Raw genomic sequence first — 6827 nt, 5'->3', positions numbered from 1 at the left:
TTGCATGCCGCTTCAACCCGGAACTCAGCGCCAAATACGACCTCCTCATCAAAGCCGGCAAGCCGCCGAAGGTCGCCATCACAGCCATCATGCGAAAGATCATCCTGCTGGCAAACGCACTCCTGCGGAAAAACCAAAAATGGACACCAAAAGCCGCTTGATCAAAACGGATACTCTTGGTTCATCAGGCGCGAGTAGACCTTCACGAACAGATCAGTCCACGCGGGGCTATCGCCACTCACAAGCATGCGACCGGCAATATACTGTTCAAGCCCAAGCGGAGAGGTCCGCTCAGGCCTCGCAACAACTTCGTCGCGGTCAGATACAGTTGCTGTTTGATCGCCGGGATTTCGCGGGGCTGCCGGGAGCGAGAGTGGAGCCTGTTGACGGGATGTTTCAGTATCCACCATTTCGGGGCGCTCACTACAAACGGATAACCGCCCTTTAAATAGCAGAGAACTTTAAAAAGATCAGGCCGGCTCTGATCAGGCCGGCCTCGTTAAATCGGCTCTAACGCCTGCGATAAAGAACCATTCCCGCGTGGTACAGAACGCCATCGACAAAATCGCCGTCGGCCTTAAAGCCGGTATGGCCGCAACTCCAGACTTCATGTCGATATTGGCCACGGCGCGGTCATTGCGGTGATTGCCACCGTATCATCACGGATTGCGCTTCGTTACGGGCCGTTGTTGGGGCTTGAGGTCAACCCTGTGCCGCTGGCGCTTTCCTTTCCACCGGTGGCAATGATCTGGCCGCTTCAAATGGACAGCGATCTCGGCTGCGCATGGTTGCGACAGCAAATCCGCGAGGCGATGCTACGGACGAACGAGGGAAGCGTCGCTAAAATTGCAGCGTGAGGTGTAAAGAGCGCAGCGTGGGTTTGAAGGCCTCGCCTTGAAAGGATCCGCACCGCCGGCCCTGTCGTCTGCGTTCAGGATTACTGGAAATTCCGGCTCTTGATCTTCAGCGTATCGATGTGAAGATCCGGCACGAACAGATCCCTCGGTCGAACACCCGGGACCGGTGGCCCGCGGGAATCCGGGATCCCTGGAGAGCCATGGGCGAACTCGTCGCCGCGGCCGGTCGGCGGCCGGAATGCCCCGTCGCGCTCGGCAAGGCTCGACAGATCGGCGGAGAGATCGAAGAGCTGCTGGGCGACCAGGTGAACCACATCGCCTTCCCGCTGGATCCTGCCGTTGATCGCCATCATGCTGGCGCCGAGCACCACGCGGCGGGACCGCTCGAAGAGTTTTGGCCAGACGACGACATTCGCCACACCAGTTTCGTCCTCGATGGTGATGAACATCACGCCCTTCGCCGAGCCCGGCCGCTGGCGCACCAGCACCAGGCCGGCCGCCATCAGCCATCGGCCGTCGCGCGCCGTCATGGCCTCGGCGCAGGTCACGATCCGACGTTTGGCGAGTTCGCTGCGAAGGAAGCTCAAGGGATGCTGCCGGAGCGTCAGGCCGGTATGGCTGTAATCCTCGACGACGTTGTGGCCTTCGGTCATCTGCCTGAGCTCGACTGCCGGCTCCTGCTGCTCGGCGATCGCCTCCCGTTCTGCCGCAGCGCTGAACAGGGGCAGCGGCTCGTCGCGTAGCGCCTTGATCGCCCAGAGCGCATCGCGTCGCTCGAGACGGAGAGACGGCAGGCAGGCATCGGCTTCGGCAAGCTCGACGAGCGAGGCGACCGGCACGCCGCAGCGCCGCCACATGTCGTCGACGGAGGCGAAGTGCTCATCGGCTCGAGCGGCGACGATGCGCGCTGCATCCGCAGTCGCCAAGCCGCGCACCAGACGCATGCCAAGGCGAACGGCATGCCGGTTGCTGCCTTCGATCGGTTCCAGCGTGCAGTCCCAGCGAGAGCGGTTGATGCAGACGGGACGGATCTCGACACCGTGCTTTCTCGCGTCGGCGACGATCTGCGCAGGCGCATAGAAGCCCATTGGCTGTGAGTTCAGGAGCGCAGCGCAAAAGACGTCCGGAAAATGGCATTTCACATAGTTGGAGGCATAGGCGATCAGCGCGAAGGAAGCGGCATGGCTTTCCGGGAAACCATAGGAACCGAAGCCTTCGAGCTGGGAAAATGTCTTCTCGGCGAATTCCGGTGAATAGCCGTTCCGTACCATCCCCGAGACAAGCTTGTCCTTGAACCGTGAGACCCCGCCGGTGAACTTGAAAGTCGCCATGGATTTCCGCAGCTGGTCGGCTTCACCGCCGGTAAACCCCGCACAGACCATCGCCACCTTCATCGCCGACTCCTGAAACAGCGGCACGCCCAGCGTCTTATGAAGCACCGCCTCCAGTTCAGGTGTGGGGTATTCGACCTTCTCCTTGCCTTCGCGCCGGCGCAGATAAGGATGCACCATGTCGCCCTGGATCGGTCCGGGCCGGACGATCGCCACCTGGATGACGAGATCGTAGAAGGTCCGCGGCTTCATGCGCGGCAGCATCGACATCTGGGCGCGGGATTCGATCTGGAAGGTGCCGAGCGTGTCGGCCTTGCGGATCATTGCATAGGTCGCAGGATCCTCCTGCGGTATCGTGGCGAGATCGAGATCCTGATGCTTGTGGCCTCCGATCAGCGCAAAGGCCTTGGCCATGCAGGTCAGCATGCCGAGCGCCAGCACGTCAACCTTCATGAATTTCAGCGCCTCGATATCGTCCTTGTCCCACTCGATCACCTGCCGGTCGACCATCGCCGCCGGTTCGATCGGCACCAGGTCATCAAGCCTGTCATGGGTCAGCACGAAGCCACCGGGATGCTGGCCGAGATGCCGTGGCGCGCCCATCAATTGCCCGGCAAGCTTCAACGTCAGCGCGAGACGCCGGTCCTCGGGATTGAGGCCGAGATCGCGCACATGTTGCTCACCCACCTCTTCCGACCAGGACCAGAGGCCGGAGGAGAGCGCCTTGATCAGGTCCTCGGGCAGACCCAGTGCCTTGCCGACATCGCGAATGGCGCCCTTGGCGCGATAGCGGGTGACGGTCGAGCAGAGTGCCGCCTTGTCATGGCCATAGGTCTTGTAGATCCACTGGATCACCTCCTCACGCCGCTCATGCTCGAAGTCGACATCGATGTCAGGCGGCTCGTCGCGTTCCTGGGAGACGAACCGTTCGAAGAGCAGATCGTTGGTGTCGGGATCGATCGAGGTGATACCGAGCACATAACAGACGGCGGAATTAGCCGCCGATCCTCGGCCCTGGCAGAGAATGCCCTGCGATCGGGCATAGCGGACGATCGAGAAGACGGTGAGGAAGTAAGGCGCGTAGCGCATCGTCTCGATCAGCGCGAGTTCGTGCCGGATGGTCTTCTCGACATGATTAGGCAGGCCTTCGGGATAACGCGTCCTGACGCCCTCCCAGGTATAATGCTCCAGCGACTCCTGCGCGGTCATACCCGGGATCAGCGCTTCCTCGGGGTACTGATAGACCAGCTCCTCGAGCGAGAATTTGCAGCGCTGAACAATCTCCGTCGTTCGCGCCAGCGCTTCCGGGTACCGCGGAAACAGACGCGCCATTTCTTCCGGCGGCTTGAGGTAGCGGTCGGCATGCCGTTCGCGCTCGAAGCCGACATCGTCGATGGTGGTGCCGGTCCGAATGCAGGTGACGACATCCTGCAGCTGCCGCCGACCCGGCTCGTGAAACAGCACATCGTTTGTAATGACGGTCTTCACCCGATGCTTGACCGCCAGGCTCGACAGCTCATGCAGACGCAATTGATCGTTGGGCCGCCGGCGCAGGCAAAGCGAAACATAGGCACGATCACCGAAGACTTCCGCCATCTTCCTGAGCTGCACGGCGCAGGTGTCGTCCGGCATGTCCGGTACAAGGACGCCGACCAGGCCTGCGGCATAGAGCGCGACATCGTCGAGGTGCAGGATACAGTTGGCCTTCCCGCCCCGACCCTTGCCCAAGGTCAGAAGCCGCGTCAGCCGCGAATAAGCGGCGCGATCGGTGGGATAGACGAGCACCGACATGCCGTCGGCCAGATCGAGCCGGCAGCCGACGACAAGCCGCAGGCCCGTGGCGCGCGATGCCTCCAGCGCTCGCACGATACCGGCGAGGCTGTTGCGGTCGACGACCCCGATCGCCTCAATTCCCATGAGCTTTGCGGTCGCGAACAGCTCGTTCGCCGAGCTCGCGCCGCGGAGGAAGGAGAAGTGCGTCGTGACCTGAAGCTCGGCGTAGCGCATCACGCAAACACTCCGTGCAGGAACCATTTGTGCGATCCGGTGTCCGCATCGACGCCATCGCCCGATCGGAAGATCCAGAAGCGCTCACCGATTTCATCCTCCACTACGAAATAGTCCCGCACCGCGATCCATTCAGCGCTGCTTCGCCACCATTCGCCAAAAATCCGCTCCGGGCCGTCGGCGCGCTTCACACGGCGCCGCTTGCCGCGCCAGGTAAACGAGACCGGCGGATGATCCGGCAGAAGCGCAATCACTTCTATCAGTTCGGGATGGGGCAAAAGGCGCGACGGCCGCGGCCAGTGCAGCGGCCAGGTGGCGCCGTCTTCCGCCGCCGTCGGCGCGATCCGCCGGACGCTGCGCTCCGGGACGTCGCTCGCCACCGGGGCCACCCGGAAAATCCGCTGGCCGCCGCGATTGCCGAGCACATCGATGAGCGGCGTCACATCGGTCACCTGCTCCTCGATGAGCGACGACGCCGACTGCGCCTCGATCAGCGGCTCGGCGATGATCGCGGCCAGACACAGCTTTTCGATGCCAAAGCCAGGCTCGATCCTCTCGATCCGATCGCGGAAGAGTTTCGTCAGCCAGGCGATATCGCGGACCGGCTTGGCCGTACCGGCGCGGAGCGACTGAAGCGTGTTGTCGACGCGGTGCACGATGAGATCGGCGCGTCGAACGCCAAGTCCGCGCTTCTCGAGCTCGAGACAGAGCTGCCGCACGAGGCGGCTCACATATTTCTCGATCGTCTCCGGCGCGCCGATCGGCTCGGCGAATGATTTGTGGACCTCGACAAGGTCAGCCGGCCGGATCGGATCGATCGGCTCGGCAAGTCGGCCGAACATCTGGTCGAGACGGCGCCCGACCTCCCGCCCGAAGCGCAGCGTCAGCGGCGCCCGTGGCATGGCGGCGAGATCGCCGACCGTGGCGAAACCGAGGGTTCGAAGGCTCGCAACGGTTTCCGCCGGCAGCCGCAGCGACGACAGCGGCAACCCACTCGCAGCCCTGCCGGTCTCGCCGCGTGGGATGATGATCGTCTCACGATCGGTGGTTCTGGCGAGCGCATGCGCCGCGCCCCAGCTGTCTGCGACTGCCGCTCGCGCTCCGAGACCCCGGCCGCGCAGACGGTTGACGAGGCCGGACAGCATCAATTCCTCGCCGCCCTGAAGATGATCGGCGCCTTCGATGTCCATGACGATGCCATCAGGAGGATCCATGGCAACGACAGGAGAGTATTGTGACAATGCCCAGAGTGTCAGCCGTTCCAGCGCCGCGAGATCGGCTGCCGGATCCGCATCGATCATCATCAGGCCTTGGACCAATGCCTGCGCCTTGGCCGCCGGCGTGCCGAGACGAAGGCCGAGTTTGGTCGCTGCCAGATCAGCCGCGGCAATCCATCGCTTCGAACCACTCCTGGCGATCACCACCAGCGGCGTTTCAACCGATAGCGAAGGATCGTCCCGCCTGATCCGGTCGGTCGGCAGTGTCGAAAGAAAGACAGATACGACCCTGGCCATCACATGCTCCGATGATGAATTCGCCTCCCTCCCCAGCTTTGACCCGCATCAGCTCCGCCAGCCAACGCGCCCGCCCGACACCGGCGACCGGCAACGGCTCGGACGGCAGCACCGAGATCCGCCAGCGGGTTGCCGCCGCCGTCGGCATGCCGAAATCCGACGCTTCTGTCTGGCGCCGCCAGCGGCGGATCACCAGGCCGAGCGTGCCCGACTTTTCCGCCGCGAGTTGCAGCCGGCGCGAGGCCGTCATCGGCAGGCGCACCAGTTCGGCGACGACGGCGCCCAATCCGCCATGACGCAACGCCTCCTCGAAGCTTGCGAGCACCGTCTCGTCCTTGTCGCATTCGACGAAGATGACGCGGTCGGGATGGAGCCCGACCTGAGCAAGGGCGGGAAAGAAAAGATCGAAGCGGGTGAGACACCAGAACACCTTGCCGCTCGTGCGAGCGGCGATGCCGCCGATGAAGAGTGCTGCCGCCGCCCCGTCGATCGCCCCATTGCCGCCGCCGGCCACTTCGTGCAGCGCGCCATAGGCGAGCCCACCTCCCGGCAGCTGCGCGTCAAGCTCCGGCACCCCAAACGGCAAAACACTGCGTTTGCGCGAGCCTACCCCTTCTAGGGTGGCGATTTTCTCGCGCAACTCGTCGAGAACGGCATTCGAAGTAGCGACGGCTGCGGTCATGATCTCCTTTACGGCAACCCGTTTTCGGCTTGAGATGATGAAATATGTTCTGTATTTGTTCTAAAAGCGAAAATGAGTCAATGCGCATGTGCCGCGCGGAAGTTGAACGATAGTGCCTATGGAGAAAATCCGTGAACGGATTCAATTCGATGGCGTGAATGGGAATTTTTTCACATGGCGCGACTGGAGCCTATCGAGGATCTGGATCCGAGACTGAGGGATCGTCGTGAGCCGATCATTGAATTCATCTGTCCGCAATGCGATCGCCACTGTACGCTTGAACGCAAGCTGTTGGTGAAAGTGTTTGGAGCCAGCATGACCTTCGCTGTGATCCGCCGCCGCATGGCAATGGGCTGCGAGCGCATGCAGACGCCGGAGGGTGACAAATGCGGCGCGTACTTCCCATGTTTGGCTGAGGGACCTGATGGAAGCTAGG

At 62.6% G+C, this 6827-nt stretch carries 4 protein-coding genes and 3 pseudogenes; 2 read left to right on the top strand and 5 right to left on the bottom strand.

The window, feature by feature from the left end:
* Positions 1–164 precede the first annotated feature (164 nt).
* Together HJB91_RS30765 and HJB91_RS16000 are read right to left on the bottom strand one after the other, a co-directional pair.
* Positions 165–311, bottom strand: a pseudogene (locus tag HJB91_RS30765) (AraC family transcriptional regulator); the annotation flags it as partial.
* 199 nt (positions 312–510) lie between these two features.
* Positions 511–591: pseudogene (locus tag HJB91_RS16000) on the bottom strand (Atu4866 domain-containing protein); the annotation flags it as partial.
* Here HJB91_RS16000 and HJB91_RS30760 point away from each other — a divergent pair.
* Positions 592–857: pseudogene (locus HJB91_RS30760) on the top strand (LysR family transcriptional regulator); the annotation flags it as partial. It lies immediately after the preceding pseudogene.
* Between the two features lie 80 nt (positions 858–937).
* Here the strand turns inward: HJB91_RS30760 and HJB91_RS15995 are convergent.
* The 3 genes from HJB91_RS15995 to HJB91_RS15985 are packed head-to-tail and all read right to left on the bottom strand — an operon-like array spanning position 938 to position 6391.
* Positions 938–4195: an error-prone DNA polymerase gene (locus HJB91_RS15995; protein ID WP_221155370.1), complete on the bottom strand. Its 3258-nt coding sequence runs from the start codon at positions 4193–4195 to the stop codon at positions 938–940.
* The gene (locus HJB91_RS15990) at positions 4195–5709 is read right to left on the bottom strand and encodes a DNA polymerase Y family protein (RefSeq protein WP_221155353.1); all 1515 of its coding nucleotides are present in this window, start codon (positions 5707–5709) and stop codon (positions 4195–4197) included. Before HJB91_RS15990 ends, HJB91_RS15995 begins: the two co-directional genes overlap by 1 nt.
* On the bottom strand, positions 5630–6391 hold the full coding sequence (locus HJB91_RS15985; protein WP_221155352.1) for an ImuA family protein: 762 nt from the start codon (positions 6389–6391) through the stop codon (positions 5630–5632). The genes HJB91_RS15990 and HJB91_RS15985 overlap by 80 nt, the downstream gene beginning before the upstream one ends.
* A gap of 174 nt (positions 6392–6565) precedes the next feature.
* Here HJB91_RS15985 and HJB91_RS15980 point away from each other — a divergent pair, with 174 nt between their 5' ends.
* Positions 6566–6826 carry a hypothetical protein gene (locus HJB91_RS15980; protein WP_221155350.1) on the top strand — a complete coding sequence of 87 codons (261 nt, stop codon included), beginning with the start codon at positions 6566–6568 and terminating at the stop codon, positions 6824–6826.
* Position 6827 lies beyond the last annotated feature (1 nt).

It is taken from the genome of Rhizobium sp. NLR10b (genome assembly GCF_019685435.1).
GTDB lineage: Bacteria > Pseudomonadota > Alphaproteobacteria > Rhizobiales > Rhizobiaceae > Rhizobium.
This window is presented reverse-complemented; position numbering and strand designations above follow the sequence as displayed.